This is a genomic window from Acinetobacter bouvetii DSM 14964 = CIP 107468 (assembly GCF_000368865.1).
GTDB lineage: Bacteria > Pseudomonadota > Gammaproteobacteria > Pseudomonadales > Moraxellaceae > Acinetobacter > Acinetobacter bouvetii.
Map to the genome: position 1 here is coordinate 1,144,695 of NZ_KB849727.1, position 21,740 is coordinate 1,166,434.

The 21,740-nt window shown below is 45.7% G+C and carries 22 protein-coding genes and 1 pseudogene; 5 read left to right on the forward strand and 18 right to left on the reverse strand.

What is annotated here, in order from left to right:
* The first annotated feature begins 33 nt into the window (after positions 1-33).
* The gene (gene aat, locus F941_RS12350) at positions 34-765 is read left to right on the forward strand and encodes a leucyl/phenylalanyl-tRNA--protein transferase (RefSeq protein ID WP_026253465.1); all 732 of its coding nucleotides are present in this window, start codon (positions 34-36) and stop codon (positions 763-765) included.
* 39 nt (positions 766-804) lie between these two features.
* On the forward strand, positions 805-1,620 hold the full coding sequence (locus F941_RS12355; RefSeq protein ID WP_005011803.1) for an arginyltransferase: 816 nt from the start codon (positions 805-807) through the stop codon (positions 1,618-1,620).
* 56 nt (positions 1,621-1,676) lie between these two features.
* Here the strand turns inward: F941_RS12355 and rimI are convergent, their stop codons facing one another.
* From rimI to F941_RS12390, 7 genes are all read right to left on the reverse strand, one after another.
* A complete protein-coding gene (gene rimI / locus F941_RS12360) occupies positions 1,677-2,135 on the reverse strand; it encodes a ribosomal protein S18-alanine N-acetyltransferase (protein WP_005011805.1) in 459 nt (152 codons plus the stop codon).
* Between the two features lie 119 nt (positions 2,136-2,254).
* Positions 2,255-3,136 carry a metal-dependent hydrolase gene (locus tag F941_RS12365; protein ID WP_005011810.1) on the reverse strand — a complete coding sequence of 294 codons (882 nt, stop codon included), beginning with the start codon at positions 3,134-3,136 and terminating at the stop codon, positions 2,255-2,257.
* 220 nt (positions 3,137-3,356) lie between these two features.
* Positions 3,357-4,547 (reverse strand): elongation factor Tu, encoded by a 1,191-nt coding sequence (tuf, locus tag F941_RS12370; RefSeq protein WP_005006977.1) that lies wholly within the window; start codon positions 4,545-4,547, stop codon positions 3,357-3,359.
* A 93-nt stretch (positions 4,548-4,640) separates the two neighbouring features.
* Complete coding sequence (gene fusA, locus F941_RS12375) at positions 4,641-6,776, reverse strand: elongation factor G (RefSeq protein ID WP_005011812.1); 2,136 nt, start codon at positions 6,774-6,776, stop codon at positions 4,641-4,643.
* Positions 6,777-6,906: 130 nt separating this feature from the next.
* Positions 6,907-7,377 carry a 30S ribosomal protein S7 gene (rpsG, locus tag F941_RS12380; protein ID WP_005011815.1) on the reverse strand — a complete coding sequence of 157 codons (471 nt, stop codon included), beginning with the start codon at positions 7,375-7,377 and terminating at the stop codon, positions 6,907-6,909.
* A 179-nt stretch (positions 7,378-7,556) separates the two neighbouring features.
* Positions 7,557-7,931 carry a 30S ribosomal protein S12 gene (rpsL, locus tag F941_RS12385; protein WP_004638184.1) on the reverse strand — a complete coding sequence of 125 codons (375 nt, stop codon included), beginning with the start codon at positions 7,929-7,931 and terminating at the stop codon, positions 7,557-7,559.
* A gap of 156 nt (positions 7,932-8,087) precedes the next feature.
* The gene (locus F941_RS12390; protein ID WP_005011817.1) at positions 8,088-9,560 is read right to left on the reverse strand and encodes an EcsC family protein; all 1,473 of its coding nucleotides are present in this window, start codon (positions 9,558-9,560) and stop codon (positions 8,088-8,090) included.
* A 271-nt stretch (positions 9,561-9,831) separates the two neighbouring features.
* Here F941_RS12390 and F941_RS12395 point away from each other — a divergent pair, with 271 nt between their 5' ends.
* Positions 9,832-11,061, forward strand: a complete 1,230-nt coding sequence (locus F941_RS12395) for a beta-ketoacyl synthase N-terminal-like domain-containing protein (protein WP_005011818.1) — start codon at positions 9,832-9,834, stop codon at positions 11,059-11,061.
* A gap of 23 nt (positions 11,062-11,084) precedes the next feature.
* Entirely contained in the window at positions 11,085-11,537 is a 453-nt protein-coding gene (locus F941_RS12400; protein ID WP_005011820.1) for a CopD family protein, read from the forward strand.
* A 74-nt stretch (positions 11,538-11,611) separates the two neighbouring features.
* Here F941_RS12400 and F941_RS12405 read toward each other — a convergent pair whose 3' ends face one another.
* The 5 genes from F941_RS12405 to F941_RS12425 form a co-directional block, all read right to left on the reverse strand.
* On the reverse strand, positions 11,612-12,724 hold the full coding sequence (locus F941_RS12405) for an acyltransferase family protein (RefSeq protein ID WP_005011827.1): 1,113 nt from the start codon (positions 12,722-12,724) through the stop codon (positions 11,612-11,614).
* 186 nt (positions 12,725-12,910) lie between these two features.
* Positions 12,911-14,353 (reverse strand): amino acid permease, encoded by a 1,443-nt coding sequence (locus F941_RS12410; RefSeq protein WP_005011833.1) that lies wholly within the window; start codon positions 14,351-14,353, stop codon positions 12,911-12,913.
* Positions 14,354-14,493: 140 nt separating this feature from the next.
* A complete protein-coding gene (locus tag F941_RS12415) occupies positions 14,494-14,853 on the reverse strand; it encodes a RidA family protein (protein ID WP_004694941.1) in 360 nt (119 codons plus the stop codon).
* Positions 14,854-14,890: 37 nt separating this feature from the next.
* Complete coding sequence (gene alr / locus F941_RS12420; RefSeq protein ID WP_005011834.1) at positions 14,891-15,988, reverse strand: alanine racemase; 1,098 nt, start codon at positions 15,986-15,988, stop codon at positions 14,891-14,893.
* Positions 15,989-16,024: 36 nt separating this feature from the next.
* Positions 16,025-17,284, reverse strand: coding sequence for a D-amino acid dehydrogenase (locus F941_RS12425; protein ID WP_005011835.1), 1,260 nt, complete (start codon positions 17,282-17,284; stop codon positions 16,025-16,027).
* Between the two features lie 137 nt (positions 17,285-17,421).
* Between F941_RS12425 and F941_RS12430 the strand changes: the two are divergent.
* Positions 17,422-17,889 (forward strand): annotated as a pseudogene (locus F941_RS12430) (winged helix-turn-helix transcriptional regulator).
* A gap of 93 nt (positions 17,890-17,982) precedes the next feature.
* Here the strand turns inward: F941_RS12430 and lysM are convergent.
* The 6 genes from lysM to F941_RS12460 all read right to left on the reverse strand — a co-directional run bounded on the left by lysM (position 17,983) and on the right by F941_RS12460 (position 21,722).
* Positions 17,983-18,456 carry a peptidoglycan-binding protein LysM gene (lysM, locus tag F941_RS12435; RefSeq protein WP_005011839.1) on the reverse strand — a complete coding sequence of 158 codons (474 nt, stop codon included), beginning with the start codon at positions 18,454-18,456 and terminating at the stop codon, positions 17,983-17,985.
* Positions 18,457-18,663: 207 nt separating this feature from the next.
* A complete protein-coding gene (gene acpP, locus F941_RS12440; protein ID WP_005011841.1) occupies positions 18,664-18,900 on the reverse strand; it encodes an acyl carrier protein in 237 nt (78 codons plus the stop codon).
* Between the two features lie 83 nt (positions 18,901-18,983).
* The gene (gene fabG, locus F941_RS12445; protein ID WP_005011843.1) at positions 18,984-19,718 is read right to left on the reverse strand and encodes a 3-oxoacyl-ACP reductase FabG; all 735 of its coding nucleotides are present in this window, start codon (positions 19,716-19,718) and stop codon (positions 18,984-18,986) included.
* A complete protein-coding gene (fabD, locus tag F941_RS12450; RefSeq protein ID WP_005011846.1) occupies positions 19,715-20,701 on the reverse strand; it encodes an ACP S-malonyltransferase in 987 nt (328 codons plus the stop codon). The genes fabG and fabD overlap by 4 nt, the downstream gene beginning before the upstream one ends.
* Positions 20,702-20,906: 205 nt before the next feature.
* Positions 20,907-21,089, reverse strand: a complete 183-nt coding sequence (gene rpmF, locus F941_RS12455) for a 50S ribosomal protein L32 (RefSeq protein ID WP_005011848.1) — start codon at positions 21,087-21,089, stop codon at positions 20,907-20,909.
* A 75-nt stretch (positions 21,090-21,164) separates the two neighbouring features.
* A complete protein-coding gene (locus tag F941_RS12460) occupies positions 21,165-21,722 on the reverse strand; it encodes a YceD family protein (protein ID WP_005011849.1) in 558 nt (185 codons plus the stop codon).
* Positions 21,723-21,740: the final 18 nt, after the last annotated feature.

Consider the following 21,740-nt stretch of genomic DNA (forward strand, 5'->3'; position numbering starts at 1 on the left):
CCAATACGACTACATTTGAACCGTGCCCATATGATACATACTTTGCCGCCTTCAAAATATATTTTCCCCGATCCGGCTGAGGCAGATCCCGAGGGCCAAGGTTTGATCTGCATTGGCGCAAACCTCTCCCCTGCCACCCTGTTTGAAGCCTACAGCCATGGTTTATTTCCCTGGTTTTCGGCAAGTGAACCAATTTGCTGGTGGAGTCCGGAACCGCGCTGCATCATCCGCCCGCAGGATTATCATCCCAGCAAGTCTCTCCTGCGCAGCATGAAAAAGATGGACTATAAAATTACGGTCAATCAGGCTTTTGAAACCGTCATCCGCTCCTGCTCCCTGCCCCGCAGCTATGCCGATGAAACATGGATCAGTGAAGACATCATAGAAGCCTATTGCCAAATGTTTGATGCCGGCTACGGCTACAGTATTGAAGTTTGGGACAGCGGCGTAGTTGTGGGCGGCTTATATGGCCTTGCCATCGGGCATGGCTGCTTTGGCGAATCTATGTTCAGCACGCAAACCGATGTATCCAAGATGGCTTTTTACGCCTTAATGCTGCTGGGCCGTGACAATCATCTGCCGTGGATTGACTGCCAGCTGGTCAATGAGCATTTAATCAGCCTGGGTGCTTGTACACTTTCTCGCCATGAATACCTAAAATCGTTACAAGATGTAATAAAACAGCCTGCTATAGATTGGAAAAATTATCAGGACGGTGTATTTTCAAGTAAAACAATAGCAGAAAATGCTCGGCTCATTGAATAAGCAATAGCCGCACCACAAGAATAGCGAGGGATATTTGAAATGAATTCATATCAACCAAAATCCCTACTGAATGAATTGCAGTATTACATTACGCCGCCGCATGGCTGCAGCTATCTGGACAATAAATCTGCACGCATGGTCTTTTTAGATCCAGTTCACCGCATTGATGTGGTGACTCTGTCTGAACTTTCCCGTATGGGTTTCCGCCGCAGCGGTGATTTTGTATATCGGCCAGAATGTCATTTATGCCGTCAATGCCTCTCCTCCCGTGTTCCAGTTCAGCTTTTTAAGATGAACAGCAAACAGAAAAAAGCCTGGAAACGCAACCAAGATTTACAGCTAAAAATCAGCCGGCCTCAAGATGCAACAGATGTGCACTATGCCCTTTATGAGCGCTATATCAATGAACGCCATGCTGACGGCGACATGTATCCGCCAAGCCGCGACCAGTTTGAAAAATTTCTGATTCACAGCTGCACTGACAGCTTCTTTTTAGAATTATGGAAAGATGACCGCTTGATCAGCGTTTCAACCTGTGATCCGCTGGATGACGGCCTGTCTGCCGTTTACACCTTTTTTGATCCCGATGAAAGCCGCCGTTCATTAGGGGTCTTTGCCATCTTAAAACAGATTGAATATGCGAAAAATTTAGACCTGGAATACATCTATTTAGGCTATTGGGTGCCGCATTCCAATAAAATGAACTATAAATCTGACTATATTCCGCTGGAGCTTTTGCTTGATGGGCAATGGCGCAGGCTCAACCGCGCGCTCACTGCCGAAGAAATCGCGCAACTGGGGGATTCCCTGATGACCACTTTGCCGTCTGGCTGGAACAGCCCGATTATTAAATAACGACGGGCTGCAATCGTTATTAAATTTCAACAACATGCTAAATAAATCGGCAAGGCCTAACTGAACAATTTGGAAAAATCATCGCTGCAGGCTTTCACCATGATAATCGCATGCTCGCGGCCGCCATCCGGTTTGGGATAATAATTTTTGCGCAAATCGATTTGATGAAAATCTGCTTTTTCATACAGTTTGATTGCAGGGGTATTGCTTTCACGCACTTCAAGAAAAATCTGTAGCGGATTGTTTTTCAACATAGCCGTTGATTCTTCCAAAAGCTGATAGCCCAAGCCCTTGCCTTGCTGAGTGGGATGAACGGCCATCAGCAATAAATTTGCTTCATCCAGCACGGGCTGCAATATGCAGAAGCCCAGCACTTGGCCATGCAATTCAATCACTGTGCATTGATAGGCATCTACAGCTTCTTCAAACTGTTTTTTGCTCCACGGATGGCTTTGTACTAATCTTTCAATTTCTGCTACCGATGCAATATCCGCAGCATTCATCAAACGAATCATCTTCGTTTATCTTTTATCATCATAGGAACATCAAATTATAAAAACTTTCTTAAAAAAATCGAGCAAAAAAAAGAGCGATTCTCATCGCTCAACACATTAAAAAAACTACAGCTTAAAACTTAAAAACCTAGTTTCGCTTTCCAGCTCATCAATATCTGATCTGTATCTAAATCATTTGGATGAAATCCTGGACGGAAATACGCCAGCATTTCTTTCCACATTCCGGTAATCACCCCTTTTGACGGGCTGTAGCCATAGGTGTAAATATCCTTTAACGACTCTAAATTCAGCTGCTTGTCATCCTGCAGCAGGCGAAGTACAAAATAGCTTTGCACAAAGAATAGAGTCACCATTGCGCCGACCAGCGAGCCTGTACGCAGCGCATAGGCTTTTAGGCCTTTGCCGAAGACCCCTTCAAAAACATCATAAGCTACGGCTTTGTGCTCATTTTCTTCAATGGCATGCCATAACCACATGGTTTTCATGGTTTCATCCGTCATCAGCTCTTGAATATGCTGATTGGTCAGCAACTGTGATGCGATAGTTGCTGTAAAGTGCTCTAAGGCCGTAGTCGCAGTTAAATCAACCATTTCCTGCGTGATGCCGATGGGCTTGCCAATAAAAGCAAAGACCTTGCGCGTACGCTGAATCACGCGGTCTGTAATTTGATCCAAACGGTCGACATCATGGCCAAATTTTTGAGCTGATGCGTTAAAGCCCACATGCTCCTGAGTATGCATGGCTTCCTGGCCAATAAATGCGCTGATTTCTTTTTGCAGCGCCTCATTGTCTTTTATAGCCGGGTGCTGGCGCACAGCGCGCACACTGTCAATAAAAAACTTTTCACCTGCTGGAAATAATGCAGACAAGCCTGTCATAAAATGGGTCAAGCCTGCTGAACCATCCATCCAGTATTCCGGCACCGAATCAAAATCAAAATTCATGCGGCGGACTGGAAAGCTTGCGCCAGCACGGTTGGTAATTTTCACTTTAGCATTCATCTTACTGCTCCTTTTAAGCAAGCAACTCACTTAAAACTTATATTTGTTTTCATAGTTTTATCTTACGTTTTTCTCATTTTTCGTTAAGTGCAGTTAAGGACAGCGAATTATCAGTTAAGGACAGCTTATGAAAATTTTGTCTGACAATTTTCAGTATAGAATGATTCAGCAATAAAAAAAGCGCCCCTTCGGGGCGCTTTTTTTTCACACAATCAGATGATTATGCAGTTACTTTAGCAACTACACCAGCACCAACTGTACGGCCGCCTTCACGGATCGCGAAGCGTAAGCCAGCGTCCATAGCGATCGGGTGGATAAGCTCTACTGACATTTCTACGTTGTCACCAGGCATAACCATTTCAACGCCTTCTTTCAACTGAATCGCGCCAGTTACGTCAGTTGTACGGAAGTAGAACTGTGGACGGTAACCGTTAAGGAATGGAGTATGACGGCCGCCTTCTTCTTTAGAAAGCACGTATACTTCTGCATCAAATTTAGTGTGCGGCTTGATCGCGCCTGGCTTAGCCAATACTTGACCACGCTGAACGTCTTCACGCTTAGTACCACGCAGAAGAACACCACAGTTCTCGCCCGCACGGCCTTCGTCTAGAAGCTTACGGAACATTTCTACGCCAGTTACAGTTGTTTTAACTGTATCTTTAATACCAACGATTTCAACTTCTTCGCCTACTTTCACGATACCAGCTTCAACACGGCCAGTTACTACTGTACCGCGGCCTGAAATTGAGAATACGTCTTCGATAGGCATCAAGAATGGCTTGTCGATTGCGCGTTCTGGTTCTGGGATGTAAGTGTCAAGCGCTTCAACTAGAGCAACTACAGCTTCTTCGCCGTATTGGCCAGCATCACCGTTCAACGCAAGAAGAGCTGAACCACGGATTACTGGAGTGTCGTCGCCTGGGAAGTCATAAGTAGAAAGAAGTTCACGAACTTCCATTTCTACCAATTCAAGAAGCTCTTCGTCGTCTACAAGGTCGCATTTGTTCAAGAATACAACGATGTATGGAACGCCTACTTGGCGAGAAAGAAGGATGTGTTCACGAGTTTGCGGCATTGGGCCGTCAGTCGCAGCACATACAAGGATCGCGCCGTCCATCTGAGCAGCACCAGTAATCATGTTTTTAACATAATCGGCGTGGCCCGGGCAGTCTACGTGAGCGTAGTGACGGATTGGAGAATCGTATTCTACGTGTGAAGTATTAATTGTAATACCGCGTGCTTTTTCTTCTGGTGCAGAGTCGATTGCAGCGTAATCTTTCGCTTCACCGCCGAATTTCTTCGCACATACAGTTGCGATCGCAGCTGTTAAAGTAGTTTTACCATGGTCAACGTGACCAATTGTGCCCACGTTAACGTGTGGCTTATTACGTTCGAACTTAGCCTTAGCCATGAGATCTTCCTTTTTTAACTACTCATGCAGGGACACTGCATGAGCACTTGGTTTTTAACTATGAATTAGTTTGGGCTTATAGTAATCGAAAGATTACTCGTCGTCACCTTTTTTACCGCCAGACTGGAACTTAGAAATGATGCCTTCAGCCACGTTACGTGGAGTTTCAGCATATTTAGAAAATTCCATTGAATAAGTTGCACGGCCTTGAGACATAGAACGCATTTGAGTCGCGTAACCAAACATCTCTGCAAGTGGAACTTCAGCTTTAATTGCTTTAGTACCGCCAGGCAAATCATCCATACCTTGAACCATACCGCGGCGACGGTTTAAGTCACCCATGATATCGCCCATGTAGTCTTCTGGAGTTTCTACTTCAACTTTCATGATCGGTTCAAGCAAGATTGGATCTGCTTTCATGAAACCGTCACGGAAGGCATAAGAACCTGCCATTTTGAACGATAATTCGTCAGAGTCGACATCGTGGTAAGAACCGTCGAACAATGTCGCTTTAATGCCAACAACTGGGTAACCAGCCAAGACACCATTCTTCATACGCTCTTGGATACCTTTATCCACAGCGCCGAAGAATTCTTTCGGTACTACACCGCCTACAACTTCTTCTACGAATTCGTAATCTTTTCCTGATTCAGGATCAAGCGGTTCTAAACGTACGTATACGTGACCGAATTTACCTTTACCACCAGTTTGACGTACGAACTTGCCTTCTTGCTCAACTGACTTTTTGATCGTTTCACGGTAAGAAACCATTGGCTTACCAATGTTTGCTTCTACGCCGAATTCACGCTTCATACGGTCAACAATGATGTCAAGGTGAAGCTCACCCATACCAGCAATAATTGTTTGACCAGATTCTTCATCTGTACGAACGCGGAATGATGGATCTTCCTTAGCCAAACGGCCTAAAGCGATAGACATTTTTTCTTGGTCAGCTTTAGTCTTTGGTTCAACAGCCAATGCAATTACTGGCTCTGGGAATTCCATACGTTCTAAAGTGATGATATTTTTCTCATCACACAGCGTATCACCGGTAGTTACGTCTTTAAGACCTACACACGCAGCGATATCACCAGCACGGATTTCTTCAACGTCTTGACGATCGTTTGCGTGCATTTGCACGATACGGCCGATACGCTCACGCTTAGATTTAACTGGGTTATAAACCGAGTCACCTTGCTTAAGAACACCAGAGTAAACACGTACGAAAGTCAAGTTACCTACGAATTTGTCGTTCATGATTTTGAACGCAAGCGCAGAGAACGGAGCTTCATCAGATGCTTCACGAACAGCTTTAGTTTCAGCTTTGTCGTCAAGAACACCTTCAATCGCTTTAACTTCTGTAGGCGACGGCAAGAATTCAATTACAGCATCCAACATACGTTGAACACCTTTGTTTTTGAACGCAGTACCGCAAAGCATTGGCTGAATTTGACAAGCCAAAGTTTGAACACGCAGACCAGCTACGATTTGCTCTTTGCTCAAATCGCCATTGTTCAGGTATTCATCCATCAACTCTTCAGAAGCTTCAGCAGCAGCTTCTACCATGTTGGTGCGCCATTCTTCAGCAGTCGCTTGAAGTTCAGCCGGGATTTCACCGTATTCGAACTGCATGCCTTGTGAAGCTTCATCCCAAATGATCGCTTTCATTTCGATCAAGTCGATTACGCCTTGGAAGTTTTCTTCAGCGCCAACAGGGATAACTACAGGTACAGGGTGCGCACCAAGGCGTGTCTTCATTTGTTCAACAACGCGGAAGAAGTTGGCGCCAGTACGGTCCATCTTGTTCACGAATGCTAAACGAGGCACTTGGTATTTGTTCGCTTGACGCCATACAGTTTCAGACTGAGGCTGAACACCGCCTACAGCACAGTAAACCATGCACGCGCCGTCAAGAACACGCATAGAACGTTCAACTTCGATTGTGAAGTCAACGTGTCCCGGGGTATCAATTACGTTGATACGGTGTTCAGGGAACTGCTTAGACATACCTGACCAGAATGTAGTCGTCGCAGCAGAAGTAATGGTAATACCACGTTCCTGCTCTTGCTCCATCCAGTCCATTGTTGCTGCACCGTCATGTACTTCACCAATTTTGTGAGATACACCTGTGTAGAACAAGATACGTTCAGTTGTTGTGGTTTTACCCGCATCGATGTGCGCAGAAATACCAATGTTACGATAACGAGAAATTGGGGTTTGACGAGCCATGATTTCTTGCATTCCTAAATTTTGTTATTAAAACAGGACGCTTTAAGCTGCAGAGCAGCTTAAAGCGATTCGATGACAAAACAATGAAAACTGCTTTGCCACCCTCCTGAATAGGGGCTGTTTTATCCGCTTAGAAACGGTAGTGAGAGAAGGCTTTGTTGGCTTCAGCCATACGGTGCACATCTTCACGTTTTTTGATCGCTGCGCCTTTGCCTTCAGCTGCATCAAGCAGCTCGCCAGCAAGACGTAAAGCCATAGTTTTTTCAGAACGCTTAGCAGCAGCATCTACTAACCAACGCATAGCCAAGGCAGTACGACGGGATGGGCGTACTTCCATAGGTACTTGGTATGTAGCACCGCCGACACGGCGTGCTTTTACTTCGACCATAGGACGAACTTTTTCAAGAGTAGTCTCGAAAAATTCAACTGGATCTACTTTTGATTTTTCTTGAACGCGGTCTAAAGCACCGTAAACGATACTTTCAGCAATAGATTTTTTACCATCTTGCATTACGTGGTTCATGAATTTAGCGATTGTTTGGCTACTGAACTTCGGATCCGGAAGGATTTCACGAGCAGCAACTACGCGACGTCTTGGCATTTTAAACTACCTAATAAATATGACACTTCAGGTTTATCCAGCATCAGTGCAAAGTGTCATGCACCCTTCGCTGGCCTTACTACACGTCGCTTGAATTTCACAAAATTAATGCAGAAATCAGACAAGCGAGACGATAAAGGATTGCAGTTCTAGCGAACTAAGAGCTTAATCTCGAAAGATTATTTCTTAGGACGTTTAGCACCGTATTTAGAACGAGACTGGTTACGATCTTTAACACCAGCGCAGTCTAAAGAACCACGAACGGTATGGTAACGCACACCTGGTAAATCTTTTACACGGCCGCCGCGGATAAGAACAACACTGTGCTCTTGCAGGTTATGGCCTTCACCGCCGATGTAGCTAGAAACTTCAAAGCCTGAAGTTAAGCGAACACGGCAAACTTTACGCATTGCTGAGTTAGGTTTTTTAGGTGTAGTTGTGTAAACACGTGTACAAACACCACGACGCTGTGGACAAGCCTTCAACGCAGGAACTTTTGATTTTTCAATCAAAGTCGTACGACCCTTGCGGATCAACTGATTTGTTGTTGCCATTTGGCAATTCTCCCGTTAATAAAAAGCCCCAAAACCATACTGCTTTTTGAGGGCATGCAATTGTAATTCAGGAAGCCAAAATGGTCAAGATTCAGCATGCAGCCAAATCTTGACTGGATTACATTTCAATCCAATATTCAGAAGCGTATAAACAGCTTATTCCCCTGCATCATTTGCCGGCTTTTTTGTAACTCTTTTCTTTACCGGCTTTTTTGCAGGTTCCAGCGTCTTTTCCACTGCAGCGTCTGTTGCGGCCTCTGCTGGCTGTTCATCGGCAAAACTGCTGTCTGCATATGCATCGTCTGCATCTGGCTCTTCAATCACTTCGGATAGAGCCGGCTTTTGCGGCGGAACAGCTTCACTAGGCGCGACTTCTTTCTTTGCCAAGGCATCCAGCTGCTCTGAAATACCTGAGGCCTTGTCTTCCGGCTGCGCTTTAGGCGCTTTGCCTTTTTTCATGATTTTCACTTGGCTGATATTGCGGTTGCCCGAAATCTCAACCTCCCGCCCTATCACAGGCTCTTTTAAGCTGCTTTCAATCGACTTAATGGATTCCAATAATTTGGGCGCAGCCTGCGCCAGCAGATCCAGTGACTTTTCATAAGCCGCCAAGGGCGACAGCTGATGATCTGCATGCTGAATCAAATATTCACGCGCATGTGAAAATACCAATTGCGCTTTTTGATTCGCCTCATCAACGAGACGGCGGCTATAGACCGCGCTGATTCCCGCACTGGCCAGCGGAGTCAGCTGGGTCAGCTTATCCAGCACCGAAACCTTAGGCACTTGATTGAGCCAGCCCCATTTGTACTGTCCATTTTCATCAATCAAATGCTTTTTCAGCGCCTCAGCATCATTGCTGGAACCCAGCATTTGCTGCAGCTGACTGATATCACTGTTTTGAATGGTGCTTGAAAGGGCTTTTAAGCCCATCAGCAATGCCTGCTTTTCTGCAATAATGCCTAAATCAATCTGCTTAAAGATGTGCTGCACAATATCCTGATCGCTTTCTTTGCTCAAATCGAAACCGTAAGCGCGCCCAACTTGATAAATCACCCGCAAAGACATCACCAGGGAGGCAGGAATATCAATAGCCGATCCCAATGCCCCTGTTGCGCCTGTCAGTGCGCCTTGCACAGCAGCGATCCATTTATTTTGCTCCGCCAAAGCTGAGCTGAGGCGTTTAGAGCGGTCAACATCTTGAGTCAGTTCTTCTAAGTCGCGCACGCCTGCCTGATCCAGCACATCGTCCACCGAACTTAAACTGTTGCTGAAGTGATTCAGCTGATCAAAGAGATAGTCTGAAACTTTGTCTGAAAACTGCGGCGCTACAAAATGCGCCACACTATTCACCTTGCTGTAATGACGGCCCAGCAGCTGACGTGAAACATTCGGGACATGTTCGCGCAGCACCTGCTGCGGATTGTCATAGTTTTTGACGTTAAAAATGCCTTTATACTGTGCAGTTCCTTCTATTGCCTTGGCATGGTTTTCTGATGAGGAAAGCTTAGTGACGGTGTCCGGCGCTGCCTGATTCAGCAATGACGCGCCTGCCGCACTGAGCTTTTTAGCCACTCCAAAGGCATTTGATAAGAATCCTGCTGTCTGTTTATTATTAGAATCCGCCATTCATTCCCCCGCATTTGCAATTCTTGAAATTATGGATAAATACTAGGTCCTGTCTGAGTTTATCTCAATATCATTGTGTATCTTTTAGTTAACTTATCGGCCAACTGTGTTCAATTCCGGCTCTGCATAAATAGGCATAGGATTTGCCATAAGAATTCAAAAATCTTTCTGCTATCATGATTGCAATTGAATAACATGAGATGTAAACCGCCGCAGCGTCTTGAATGCGCGGGGCTTCTGCATCTCTAACTCAACATAAAGGGATCTGTAGATGAAACGTGTTGTAATCACTGGTATGGGGATTAACTCATGCATTGGTAATACATTGGAAGATGTTACTCACTCTTTGCAAAACGGGATTTCAGGAACACGTTTTAATCCGACTTATGCGGAATTGAACTTTAAGAGCCATATCAGCGCAGCTGCTGAACAGGACTTTGACGGCATTGACCGCCGCTTAAAGCGCTTTATGGGCGTTTGCGCCATGTATGCCTACAATGCTGCCTTGGCTGCGGTTGAAAATGCAGGCTTAACGGCAGAGCAAATTGGCGGCAATCCGCGTTACGGCATTACCGGCGGTTCAGGCGGCGGTTCAACAGCATCTGTCGTTGAAATGAAAGAATTGCTGGACACCAAAGGCGCACGCAAAGTCGGCCCGTTCTTCGTGCCGCGCAACATGTCGAACACCATTACGGCAAACGTTGGCGTTGCTTTTAAAATGCAAGGTGTTGCACACACCATTACCAGCGCATGCGCAACATCTGCGGATGCCATTGGTTATGCCTACAACCTGATTCAACTCGGCAAGCAGGACTTAATGCTTGCAGGCGGCGGTGAAGAAGACCACTGGTCTCAAAGCTTGCTGTTTGATGCCATGGGCGCACTATGCTCAAAATACAATGACACGCCAGAAACAGCGTCTCGCCCTTACTCTGCTGACCGTGACGGTTTCGTGATTGCCGGCGGCGGCGGTTTTGTAGTGCTTGAGTCTTTAGAGCATGCGCAAGCGCGCGGCGCCAACATCTTGGCTGAAGTCGTAGGCTACGCTGCAAACTCTGACGGTGCGGACATGGTTGCGCCATCGGGTGAAGGCGCGACACGCTGTGTGCTGATGGCGCTTGAAGAAGCAAAACAGCACGGCGTAGACAAAATTGACTATGTGAATACGCATGGTACGTCGACGCCTGCTGGTGACATCACTGAATTAAAAGCAATGGAACGTGCATTTGGCGAAGGTCAAGTTCCTCCATTGAGCTCAACCAAATCAATGACAGGTCATAGTTTGGGTGCTGCTGGTGTACAAGAAGCAATTTACTCTGTCCTCATGATGCAAAATGACTTTATTGCACCCAACATCAACGTGACTGAACTGGATGAAGGCGCAAAACCATTTGATATCGTGCTTGAAAAACGTGACGCAAAATTGAATACTGTGATGAGTAACAGTTTCGGTTTTGGCGGCGTAAATGCATGTCTCATTTTCAAAAAGTGGGAAGGCTAAGCCGCCCATTTTAGGGTGACTTGATGGATGCTCCTTCTGATGCTTTTTTGTGGGTAAAAGCATTACATATTATTGCCGTGGTGTGTTGGTTCGCTGCATTGTTCTACTTGCCACGGCTCTATGTTTACCATGCCATGAGTGATGATGCCGTCAGCCATCAACGTTTCGAGGTCATGGAACGCAAGCTGTACCGCGGCATTATGTGGCCGTCGATGATTGCAACACTGATCACGGCACATTTCTTGGTAGATTGGGGTGATGCAACGCGCCACTACCATGAAGCCCTGTGGTTCTACCTCAAAGTCGGCTTGGTTGGACTATTAGTGATTTATCACTTTGTCTGCGGTTATTACCGTAAGAAATTGATTGGTCATGCGCACTACAAGTCACACAAGTTCTGGCGCTTCTTTAATGAAATGCCGACCCTCATTTTATTTGCTGTGGTGATTTTAGTCGTGGTGAAACCGACATTTTAAATCCCACACTTTAAAAGCCCCGATTGATTCGGGGCTTTTTAATGTCTGTAAGAAATCAACAGTTCAGCTCAAGATCAGTGCTGCGAGCGTATCCAAGATTGACGAATTTTTAAATTGAGCGGGGTCGAATAATATTTCTCAATCGCCCAACTCAAAATAAACACCGCGATAAAATAAACAGGCAACAACATCAGCTTTTCAGCCGCTAAAGTGTCTTTAGGGAAATACACCACTTTCATTAAGCCGAGAACAATTAAGTGAAACAGATACATTTCATAGCTGCGCTGTCCAATCCAGACCAAACTCCGTGCCGTGTATGAGACAGGCTTCACTTTCGGGTCTTGGGTAAAGCAAAATATCAGTAACGCCGTAAGTAAAGCAAATACGCTGATGCCCCAAGTACTCACCTCTTTAATTGGCGCATAAAAATATAAAGCGCTCATCAGAAGCGCTGCCACAGCAACGATCACTCTTTGATTGTAAATAGTTCCCTTGAAATGCTGCGCATAAATTGCGGTGAGGCAGCCAATGGCAATTCCATCAAAGCTGGAGAAATAGTGATACAGATAAGCGCCGCTTTCCTCGCCAAAATGCAGGGCGCGAAAATACGGCGCATAAGCGATGACAGCGAGCAAAAAAACAACAAACCCCTTGCCTCGGCCAAGCCCTAAACACAGGACAGGAAACGCTAAATAAAAGACTTCTTCAACCGATAAAGACCACAATACGCCCAAAGCATAGTTCACCCAACCATATTCAATAATCAACAGATTCATCCAGAAACTAAAGGCAGATAACACCGTCAGTCCATAAGATACTTCAATGCCATTCGGCGCCTGATTCATAAATGGCTTCAGCCCTAAACTGCCTAAAAAACTGACCATTGCAACAAGCAGCACCAGACACGGCATGATTCTGGCAATCCGGCGGATATAAAAATCTTTGAGCTGAATCTGCGCCAAAGAACCGCTGCGCTGCAAGGTATGCTGCGTGATTAAAAATCCGGAAATGACAAAGAACATAGTCACACCGTAATTGCCGTTTCGGGCAACCAGCGTACTAAGGCTCTCACCAAAAATGTGCACGCCTAAAACCGTATCATGCAGTTTATAAGGGATATTGAAATGGTGAATCAGCACCAAAAGGATGGACACGCCGCGCAGGATGTCGATTTTATAATTACGCATAGACTGCTGTTAAAATTTTAAAGTGCCTCATTAAAAGTGAAACCGCCTGAATTAAACAGCTTTTAAAGCCAAAATCATACAATTATCGAACACTTAATTAGAACCTATTGATTCAATTCCAGCAAAAAGAAAGCCCTGCTTATGCAGGGCTTTCTTTTAAACATTGCGAGTACAAAATAAATTTTGTTAGCTATTCAGCTGCTGTTCTAACAGGCGTTTTTTCATACGCGGCTTATACAGCAGCTGATAGGTCACGGCTAAAATAATCACCCAGAGTGGACTGATCATTAATGCGCGAAGGGTATCCGCCTCTAAGCTCAAAATAATCAACGTAAAGAACAAGAAGATTAAGACCACATAAGACATCCAAATACCGCCCGGCATCTTAAAGGTCGATTTTTCATGCAGCTCAGGACGCAATTTACGGTAGCGGATATAGCACACCATAATAATGCTCCAGATGCTGATAAACAGAATCACGCACAATGAGCTGGCTAAGGTAAAGGCTTCAACCGTGTTCGGTACAAAGTACTGCAGCGCTGCACCTGCCATGATAAACGCACATGAGAAGAATAAGCCTTTTGCTGGCACCGCACGTTTTGACAGACGCGCCAGGCTCTGCGGCGCTTGCCCTTCTCTTGCCAGGCCAAACAGCATGCGCGATGTAGAGAACACGCCACTATTCATTGAAGACATTACTGAAGACAGCACCACCAAATTCATAATGATAGCTGAAGTCGGGATACCCGCATGTAAAAACAGCGAAACGAATGGACTTTGATCCGCAGGGATTTGATTCCACGGCGTCACCGACATCACTACAAATAATGACAAGACATAGAATAAAATGATGCGGGTTGGAATCGCATTGATTGCTTTCGGCAAGTTCTTTTCAGGGTCTTTGGTTTCAGCCGCCATGGTTCCAATCAGCTCTACACCGACAAAGGCAAACAGCGCAATTTGAAAACCGGCCAAGAAGCCATCGGCACCTTTAGGAAACATGCCGCCATGCGACCAGACATTGGTAAAGCTGGAAGCCGTGCCATCCGGTGAGTGGAAATGGCTGAATACCATAAAGCCGCCAATCACAATCAGCCCTAAAATGGCTAAAATTTTGATTAATGCAAACCAAAATTCAATTTCACCAAACAGTTTCACAGTCAGCAAATTCAGCCCAAGGACAAACAGCACACAGCCGACACTGATTAAGGCCTGCCCCATGGGCGTGAAGGCCATGTCTGGCGGGAGCCAAAAGCCGAGATAGTTAATAATGGCTGCCAAGTCCGCAATACCGACCAAGACCCAGCCGAGCCAATACGACCAGCCGATGTAATAGCCCGCACCCGGCCCAATCAGATCATGAGCCATGTCGATAAACGACTTATAATGCAAATTTGACAGTAAAATTTCGCCCAATGCACGCATCAGGAAGAAGAACATGGTCCCGATAATCATATAAATGACTAAGATAGAAGGACCAGCGAGAGAGATGGTTTTGCCCGAGCCCATGAACAGGCCCGTACCAATCGCGCCGCCAATGGCAATCAATTGCAGGTGGCGGTTGGATAATTTCCGTTGTAATTCATGCGATGATGCATTTGCACCGTCAGCTTGTGGGGTAGTCGTCATATTTTAACATCCTGTTAAAGTCCTTTTTGCGTATAAACCATGTTCATACAGTGCCCGTTATCCTAACGGGCGGCATTTATACGCTCATCAGCGCTTTGGTGAAATCCAAGCGCTGACATACACGGGGAGAGTTTAAAAAATCAGTTTTGCGCAGCCGTCACTGCAATTTCGATCAGCCAGTTTGGATTGACCAAATCAGCCTGAATCGTGGCGCGTGAAGGTGCCACACAACCGTTCATCCAGTCAATCCAAATCGCATTGACTGTTGAAAAATCAGAGAGGTTTTTAATATAGAGCTGAGCAGATAGCAAACGTGATTTATCTGTATTTGCCAAAGCTAAAAGCTCATCAATTGTTGCTAAAATTTCACGGGTCTGACCTGCGACATCATTGTCAGTATTTTTTGGCACTTGCCCTGACAAATACACCACTTGATTAAACACAGTGACTGCACTCATGACTTCGTTGGTGTTGAATTTTTGAATGTCTGAATGTGACATAGGTCTTTCCTTGTATGAAACTGTATAAAAATAAAATTTAATCTTGAATAAAATTGACACGTGCAGTGACAGCGCACATCAGCTCATAGCCAATCGTGCCTGAACCTGCGGCCACTTCATCAATGCTGAGCACAGTGCCCTGTTTTGATGTGCCCCACAGCACCACTTCACTGCCGACTTGGGCATTTGGAAGGTGGGATAAATCGACCGCCAGCATATCCATGCTGACCCGCCCGACCAAGCTGCTGCGCTGTCCATCAACTAAAATAGGCGTGCCTGTTGCGGTAATCCGCTGATAACCGTCGGCATAGCCGCAAGCCACAATACCCACACGCATGTCAGTTTCAGCCATGAACTTTGAGCCATAACCGACGCTATCGCCTGCTTTTAACTGCTGAATGGCTATCAGCTCGCTGCGCAAACTCATGGCCGGCTGCAAATCCCAGTCTTGAATCGAATGGCTTGGATAATCTGGAGAGCTACCATACAGCATGATGCCGCTGCGGATTACATCCGACTGCAGCTGCTGATGGCGTAAGATAGATGCACTGTTGCTGACTGAGCGCGCGCCCGGCAGATCATGGGTAATCTCATCAAATAACTGACATTGATGCGCAATGCCGTCACGCCCGAAACGCTCACCATCGGCATCCGAAAAATGCATCATATGGGTCAAACGCTGAACTTGAGGCAAGCTGGAAAGCTGCTGCCACACTTGAGGGTATTGTTCAGGGCGGAAACCCAAGCGGTTCATGCCGCTATTCATTTTTAAATAAACATCGAACTGCGCCTCTAAAGGAAAACGCGCCAGCCATTCAAGTTGATATTCACTATGAATACTGAAACTGAGATCCAGCTCATGGCAGTCAAATAGATCTTGCTCTGAAAAAATACCTTCGAGCAACAGAATTGGACCTGTCCAGCCTAAAGCGCGGATGCGTTTCGCCTCCGCTAAATCGAGCAGTGCAAATCCATCGGCAGATTTGAACGCTTGATAGACGCGTTCAATGCCATGACCATAGGCATTGGCTTTGACCACCGCATAAACTTGGCTGTTCGGCATTTTCGTGCGGGCAACATTTAAATTATGCTGCAGTGATTGGCTATGAATCACTGCAGTAATTGGACGCGGCATTTTCTTCTTCCTTGAATCAATATGGCCTAAAGCGGATTAGGCTGCTGAAGGGTAACGTTGAATCGATAGACCTTCAGTACTGATGTCCGGCTGATGATTCATCACCAAGTCACTGATGAGCTTGCCTGAACCGCATGCCATGGTCCAACCCAAGGTGCCGTGTCCTGTGTTGAGGAATAAATTTTTAAAGCGGGTCGCGCCAATAATCGGCGTAGAGTCTGGCGTCATTGGACGTAAACCAGTCCAGAAACTTGCTTCAGCTAAGTTTCCACCTGGGAATAAATCTTGAGTCACCATCTCCAAGGTCGCACGGCGGTCTTGGTTTAAACCGTGGTTGAAACCGCTCAGTTCCGCCATACCGCCCACGCGGATACGTTGGTCAAAACGCGTAATGGCAATTTTATAAGTCTCATCAAGAACCGTAGACTGCGGTGCAAATGCAGGATCTACAATTGGAATCGTCAGTGAGTAGCCTTTGACAGGATACACAGGCAAATTCAAATTCAATGGTTTTAAGAAATCACGTGAATAGCTGCCAAAAGCAAGCACATAACGGTCTGCTGTAAGCACTTGGCCGTCAACCACCACGCCTTTGATTTCATCGCCTTCAACCACAAGTTTTTCAACATTTTGGTTAAATTTGAATTTTACGCCCATGTCTTTGGCAAGATTGGCCAAAGCATTGGTAAATAAGTAACAGTCGCCTGTTTCATCATTCGGCAGATGTAAGCCGCCGACCAGTTTGTCTTTGGCATATTCTAAGGCTGGCTCAACTTTGGCTAAGTCATCTTTCAATAGCAGTTCGTAGTCGACGCCGCATTCTTTTAACACTTGGATGTCACGCTGTACTGCATCCAGCTGCGCTTCATTACGGAAAACCTGCAAAGTTCCTTTCGCGCGGTTTTCATAGTGAATGCCGGTTTCTTTGCGCAGTTCACGCAAGCAGTCACGGCTGTATTCAGCAACACGCGTCATACGTTCTTTGTTAATGGCATAGCTTTGCGGATTGCAGTTTTTCAACATTTGCGCCATCCAGTTCAGCTGCCACATGCTGCCGTCAATATTAATCGCCAACGGCGCATGATGCTGGAACATCCACTTTACAGCTTTAAAAGGAATACCCGGTGCAGCCCATGGTGTAGAATAACCTGGAGAGATTTGCCCTGCGTTGCCGAAGCTAGTTTCTTCAGCAGGACCAGCCTGACGGTCTAAAACCGTAACGCTTGCGCCTTGTTGTGCAAGGTAATACGCACTTGCAACACCAATGACACCACTACCTAAGACAATTACACGCATGATTGATCCCTTACACACACTAGTTTATTTCACTAGTATATTTTTGGTTCAATAGTTGATTTTGCTATTTTTACAGCTTAATTTCAGTGGATTCACTTGTTTTATCGTGAAATTATTAAAAAGACAGGGAAAAATAAATGCGTAAATTAGACCGTATCGACCGCATGATTTTGGATATTCTGCAAAAGAATGGCCGTATTGCCATCAGCGAATTGGCGGCTCAAGTCAATCTGTCCACCACCCCCTGTTCTGAGCGGGTCAAGCGGCTGGAACGCGACGGCATCATCATGGGCTATTACGCCCGGCTTAACCCCGAACTCGTTGATAAGCGCCTGCTGGTCTTTCTAGAAATTAAGCTCTCAGCCAAATCTGGTGATGTTTTTGAGCAGGTGGCCCGGGATTTAACCGATATTCCAGAAGTGCTGGAATGCCACCTGATTTCAGGCGATTTCGACTATTTAGTCAAAGCGCGCTTAAAAGAAATGAGCGCTTACCGCAAGCTGCTGGGCAATATTTAAAAAAAACTGCCGGCCTCAGCATCATCCCACAGCTATGTGGTGATGGAAGAAGTAAAGGAAAGCCTGTATTTGGATGTGGATTCTTAGCCCGCCTTAACATCAAAACCGCACAGCAGCGGCCAAAATGATGCGCAATAAAAAAGCCGCTATCATAGCAGCGGCTTTTTTATTGCATTCAGCCTATGCAGGAATACGCAGCACCTGTCCCGGAAAAATATCATCTGCATTTTTCAGCAGCGGGCGGTTGGCTTCAAAGATTTTCGTGTATTGATTGGCATCGCCATAGAACTCTTTAGAAATTTTAGACAAATTATCGCCTGACTTCACCGTATAGAATTTGCTTTCCGGCTCTGGCGATGCAACGGCCAGCTGATCATCCACCTGCGCTACATGGTCAATATTGCCGACCGCCAGGATAATTTTTTCTTTATCAGCCTGTGTCTGCACCTGGCCTTTTACTGTTGCTAAATCAGAAGTTGAATTATAGCTCACGGAAAGCCCTGCCACAGGCAAGCCCAAACTCTTAATATGCCCCAAAAGCTGATTGGCAATTTCCTGTGCAGACGGCTCTGCAGGTGTTGCTGGCGCAGCCTGCGGTTCCGCCGGCGCTGTATTTTTTTTACCGATGCCTTTAACAAAATCAAAAAGACCCATGCGCTATACTCCTTATTGTTTTATGTAATGAATCTGAAATTCAAAAATTTATGAACCTTTATTTTTATAGCGAAAAAATCAGCGGCGTTTAGCTGCCATTAGTTTTAAAAACGTAAACTCATGTAAAGTTAAAACTGAACAGGCCTCCATAAAAAAACCGCCAATACTGGCGGCCTTTTTATTTCAGCAAAGCTGAAAAATCAGAAATTAACCCAGTTTCTTAGAAACATAGTCAATTGCAGATTGAACAGTTGTGATTTCGTTAGAATCTTCATCTGGAATAGTGATGTCGAAGTCATTTTCGAAAGACATAACAAGCTCAACTAGGTCAAGAGAGTCAGCACCTAAGTCATCCATGAAAGATGCTTCGTTTTTAATCTCGTCAACTTTAAGGCCAAGTTGTTCAGCAACCGCTTGTTTAACGCGTTGTTCGATATCGCTCACAGGAATTCTCCTCATTGCTTGTGGCGTTTTTAATGCCGTTAGTTTAATTGAATATAAATAATTTGGAAAGTTTATACTTCGGCTTAAGCCATGTATAAACCGCCATTTACGTGTAACACTGTACCAGTAATGTAACTTGCTTTGTCTGAAGCTAAGAAACTTACGGCATCAGCGATATCCTGAGGCGCACCTAAACGGCCTAAAGCCACTTGATCGCTCATTTTCTTACGAATTTCTTCGCTCAACTGTTCTGTCATTTCTGTTGCAATAAAGCCGGGCGCCACACTGTTTACAGTGATTTGACGGCTGCCCATTTCTTTTGCAAGGCTGCGGCTGAACGCTTCAATGCCGGCTTTGGCCGCAGAATAGTTCGCCTGGCCTGGGTTGGCGAAATGCGCAACCACAGAACTGATGTTAATAATGCGTCCAAAACGCGCTTTGGTCATGCCTTTCAGCACACGTTTAGACAAACGGTAGACTGCTTTCAGATGAATGTTCAAAATATCATCCCAGTCATCTTCTGACATGCGAAGCAGCAGGTTGTCTTTGGTAATGCCTGCATTGTTCACCAATACAAGAACAGGACCATAATTTTGCTCAATGTCTGACACTAACGCATCAATCGCTGCGCCGTCGCGCACATCCAGCACCTTGCCAGCGCCATGTTCACCCAATGCAGCAGAAAGCTTTTCTGCGCCGGATTCAGAAGTTGCTGTGCCTACAACAAAATAACCGTCTTGAATCAGCTGCTGAGCGATGGCTGCGCCAATCCCCCTGCTTGCACCTGTAACCAGTGCAACTTTGCGTTCTTGTGTCATGCAATTTTCCCTTCAGCCATTAAAATGGCGTTTAGTGCATCCTCCAAGCGACCTGTTGAGTCTAATGGAAATGCTTTTTCGATATTTGGCAATCGTTTAGCCATATTCGCAAGCACATTGCCCGGACCGCACTCTGCAACATACTGAACCCCTTGGTCCTGAATAAACTGCATAGTTTTGCTCCACTGCACAGACTGGTACAGCTGTGCAGTCAATGCCTGACGCAATTGCGCTACATCAGTGGCAATTTCCGCATTGACATTTTGTATTACAGGTATGCGCGGCAGCTCAATGGCAGTTTGTTCCAAAGCTTCCGCAAACTGCTCAGCCGCAGGCTTCATCAATGAACAATGCGACGGAACAGACACCGGCAGCGCAATTGCTTTGCCTGAATTTTCTTTCGCCAATGCAATCACTGCATCTACAGCGTCTTTAGCGCCTGCAATCACGACTTGGCCTTGCGCATTGAAATTGGCCGCTTCAACACTGCCCTGACCCGCTGCGCTTACTTGGGCGCAAAGCTCAATGACTTTCTCATCATCAAAGCCCAAGATCGCTGCCATGGCGCCTGTACCCTGCGGCACAGCATCCTGCATCAGCTTGCCGCGCAAGTTGACCAGTTTCACAGCATCGCCCAAACTCATTGCGCCTGCCGCCACCAAGGTGCTGTATTCACCTAAAGAATGGCCCGCCAGATACTTCGGCATGATCCCGCCCAGCTCCAGCCATATGCGCCATAAGGCAATACTTGCAGTCAGCAGCACAGGCTGAGTGAATTCAGTCTGATTCAAACCTTCGCCGCTTTGCGCGATATGCCACAAATCAAAACCAACTGCTTCCGATGCTTCAGCAAATGTCGCTTTAACACCGCTAAACTGTTCTGCAAGATCAGCCAGCATGCCGATTTTTTGTGAACCTTGGCCAGGAAACAAAAATGCAGTTTTAGTTGCCAGAGCCGCTTGCTCGAGTTGTTTAGCAGACATAAAAAAATCCTTTAATTAAGATATGCTGAGACATGACAAATGTTCACTATTTCAGCAAGACCTCATATCAGCTCATATGTGGTGCGGAAATTTAACATTTAAATTTGCATTTAGTAATTGCCAAATACAACAAAAATCGGCACAAAAAAAGGGAGCTTAACGCTCCCATTTTTTCTACTAAGCTTGACGCTTAATACATCATCAATTATTCAGCAGATGCTTTAGCGAATAATTGACGACCACGGTAGACACCATCTTTAGTTACGTGGTGACGACGGTGAGTTTCACCAGTCGTTTGGTCTACTGTTAATGCATTCTCGGTTAAAGCGTCATGTGAACGGCGCATGTCACGGCGAGAGCGACTTTTACGGTTTTGCTGAACGGCCATGATGGCTCCTTACAAATCGAAAAAATGGATCAGAACAAATTCAGTTGTCTTATACTTCACAGTATAACACAAAAATTAGTTAAGTTTACCCTTCAAACCTGCCAAAACATCAAACGGGTTATCCCGCTTTTCTTCAGCAAGCTCCTCAACGGCAGGCTGATGCTTATGTTCACAAAACTCATGCTTTGGAGACAAAGGCATCAACAATAACAATTCATCCTCTATAAGCGCCAGTAAATCAGCAGTTGCAGGCGCATCAAAGCTGCCCTTAACCGTTGCTTCACTTTCACCTAGAACAATGAAATCAGCATCCTCATCCAAGCGCTCTATCAGTGACTCATCATCCACAAGAGCCAGATGGAAATCTAAAACAAGTTCAAGATCCACAGAGTTCAGACAGCGCTGACACTCTACAGATACTTTTGTTTCAACGTGACCATCCAGCCATACAATGCGATGATAGGCATCCATTGATAGCTTACAGTCTATGTTAATCAATTGATTATCAATTGATCCAACAGCTTCACGGGAAATTCGAACAAAACGTGATAATGGCAGTTGTCCTGACCACTTGAAGCCTTGTTCGGCCCATTTAAACGGCTCAATCTGTGCCGGAAAGGTATTTGCTGACATAATTAAGGCGGCAATTCT

Coding starts and splice junctions, on each gene's coding strand:
- fabG (WP_005011843.1), bottom strand. CDS start 19,718: ATGACACAAGAACGCAAAGTTGCACTGGTTACAGGTGCAAGCAGGGGG.
- rpsG (WP_005011815.1), bottom strand. CDS start 7,377: ATGCCAAGACGTCGCGTAGTTGCTGCTCGTGAAATCCTTCCGGATCCG.
- rpmF (WP_005011848.1), bottom strand. CDS start 21,089: ATGGCCGTTCAGCAAAACCGTAAAAGTCGCTCTCGCCGTGACATGCGC.
- F941_RS12395 (WP_005011818.1), top strand. CDS start 9,832: ATGAAACGTGTTGTAATCACTGGTATGGGGATTAACTCATGCATTGGT.
- F941_RS12355 (WP_005011803.1), top strand. CDS start 805: ATGAATTCATATCAACCAAAATCCCTACTGAATGAATTGCAGTATTAC.
- F941_RS12400 (WP_005011820.1), top strand. CDS start 11,085: ATGGATGCTCCTTCTGATGCTTTTTTGTGGGTAAAAGCATTACATATT.
- alr (WP_005011834.1), bottom strand. CDS start 15,988: ATGCCGCGTCCAATTACTGCAGTGATTCATAGCCAATCACTGCAGCAT.
- tuf (WP_005006977.1), bottom strand. CDS start 4,547: ATGGCTAAGGCTAAGTTCGAACGTAATAAGCCACACGTTAACGTGGGC.
- F941_RS12365 (WP_005011810.1), bottom strand. CDS start 3,136: ATGAATGCTAAAGTGAAAATTACCAACCGTGCTGGCGCAAGCTTTCCA.
- lysM (WP_005011839.1), bottom strand. CDS start 18,456: ATGGGTCTTTTTGATTTTGTTAAAGGCATCGGTAAAAAAAATACAGCG.
- F941_RS12390 (WP_005011817.1), bottom strand. CDS start 9,560: ATGGCGGATTCTAATAATAAACAGACAGCAGGATTCTTATCAAATGCC.
- F941_RS12410 (WP_005011833.1), bottom strand. CDS start 14,353: ATGACGACTACCCCACAAGCTGACGGTGCAAATGCATCATCGCATGAA.
- fabD (WP_005011846.1), bottom strand. CDS start 20,701: ATGTCTGCTAAACAACTCGAGCAAGCGGCTCTGGCAACTAAAACTGCA.
- F941_RS12425 (WP_005011835.1), bottom strand. CDS start 17,284: ATGCGTGTAATTGTCTTAGGTAGTGGTGTCATTGGTGTTGCAAGTGCG.
- rpsL (WP_004638184.1), bottom strand. CDS start 7,931: ATGGCAACAACAAATCAGTTGATCCGCAAGGGTCGTACGACTTTGATT.
- rimI (WP_005011805.1), bottom strand. CDS start 2,135: ATGATTCGTTTGATGAATGCTGCGGATATTGCATCGGTAGCAGAAATT.
- fusA (WP_005011812.1), bottom strand. CDS start 6,776: ATGGCTCGTCAAACCCCAATTTCTCGTTATCGTAACATTGGTATTTCT.
- F941_RS12415 (WP_004694941.1), bottom strand. CDS start 14,853: ATGTCACATTCAGACATTCAAAAATTCAACACCAACGAAGTCATGAGT.
- F941_RS12405 (WP_005011827.1), bottom strand. CDS start 12,724: ATGCGTAATTATAAAATCGACATCCTGCGCGGCGTGTCCATCCTTTTG.
- F941_RS12460 (WP_005011849.1), bottom strand. CDS start 21,722: ATGTCAGCAAATACCTTTCCGGCACAGATTGAGCCGTTTAAATGGGCC.